Below are 1423 nucleotides of genomic sequence, written 5' to 3'. Positions count from 1 at the left end.
GGCTCTGCCCGCGAAGAGAGCAGCGCGGTATATCAGGCAGATCGAGGTGAAGCCTTCGCGGGCAGAGCCCGCTCCCACAAAAGGGGGGGGGCGGGAATCTGCCGGAGCTTGCTAGCCGCGCGTCGTTTACTTGGTGTGGTAGCCGGTCACGCGCTCGACTTCCTGCTTGGAGCCCAGGAACACCGCGACGCGCTGGTGCAGGCCTTCGGGCTTGATGTCCATGATGCGCTGGCGGCCGTCGGTCGAAGCGCCACCGGCCTGCTCCACCAGGAAAGACATCGGGTTGGCTTCGTACATCAGGCGCAGCTTGCCTGGCTTCTCCGGCTCGCGGCTGTCGCGTGGGTACATGAACAGGCCACCGCGGGTCAGGATGCGGTGCACATCGGCGACCATCGAAGCGATCCAGCGCATGTTGTAGTTTTTCTTCAGCGGGCCTTCTTCACCGGCCAGCAACTCGTCCACGTACTGGGTCACCGGGGCTTCCCAGTGGCGCTTGTTGGACATGTTGATAGCGAATTCGGCAGTGGTTTCCGGGATCTGAATGTTTTCGTGGGTCAGCACGAAGCTGCCCATCTCGCGGTCCAGGGTGAAACCCTTCACGCCGTTGCCCAGCGTCAGGATCAGCATGGTCTGCGGGCCGTAGATGGCGTAACCGGCAGCGACCTGCTGGGTGCCAGGCTGCAGGAAGGCTTGTTCCTTGAGGCTGTCGTTCTGGCTCAGGTGCTCGGTAGGGCAGCGCAGCACCGAGAAGATGGTGCCGACCGAGACGTTGACGTCGATGTTGGAGGAGCCGTCCAAGGGGTCGAACACCAGCAGGTACGCCCCTTTGGGGTACTGGCCAGGAATCTGGTAGGCGTTATCCATTTCTTCGGACGCCATGCCGGCCAGGTGACCGCCCCATTCGTTGGCTTCGAGCAGGATGTCGTTGGACAGCACGTCCAGCTTCTTCTGCACTTCGCCTTGGACGTTTTCGGTGCCCATGCTGCCAAGCACGCCACCCAGGGCGCCCTTTGACACCGCATGGCTGATCTCTTTGCACGCGCGCGCCACCACTTCGATCAGGAAGCGCAGATCGGCCGGCGTGTTGTTGCTACGGGTCTGCTCGATCAAGTAGCGACTCAGGGTAACGCGGGACATGGACGACTCCGGAGTAGAAAAGGGGGTTGGGGAAAGCCCGCACAGTTTACACGGGTGCGGTCAAACCTAGCGAGCGCTAGCCACGCCGCGGCAGCTATCAGATGGCTATCAATGGAGATAGTTCGGTAAGGGGATGTATCAGGTGCACCGCCGCACGCCCTTCGCGGGCATAGCCCGCTCCCACAATTGGCAGGTGTGGGAGCAGGATGTATCAAGTGCGCCGCCGCACGCCCTTCGCGGGCAGAGCCCGCTCCCACAGGTGGCAGGTGTGGGAGCGGGCTCTGCC

Annotated in this window: 1 protein-coding gene; it reads right to left on the bottom strand. The window is 62.8% G+C overall.

Translation table 11 applies throughout. The features are described 5' to 3' along the window. Nucleotides 1–126: 126 nt before the first annotated feature. On the bottom strand, nucleotides 127–1137 hold the full coding sequence (locus tag QMX89_RS22620) for a class 1 fructose-bisphosphatase (protein ID WP_049861729.1): 1011 nt from the start codon (nucleotides 1135–1137) through the stop codon (nucleotides 127–129). Nucleotides 1138–1423: the final 286 nt, after the last annotated feature.

The sequence above is a fragment of the Pseudomonas sp. PS01301 genome, assembly GCF_029960215.1.
Lineage (GTDB): Bacteria > Pseudomonadota > Gammaproteobacteria > Pseudomonadales > Pseudomonadaceae > Aquipseudomonas > Aquipseudomonas coleopterorum.
This window is presented reverse-complemented; position numbering and strand designations above follow the sequence as displayed.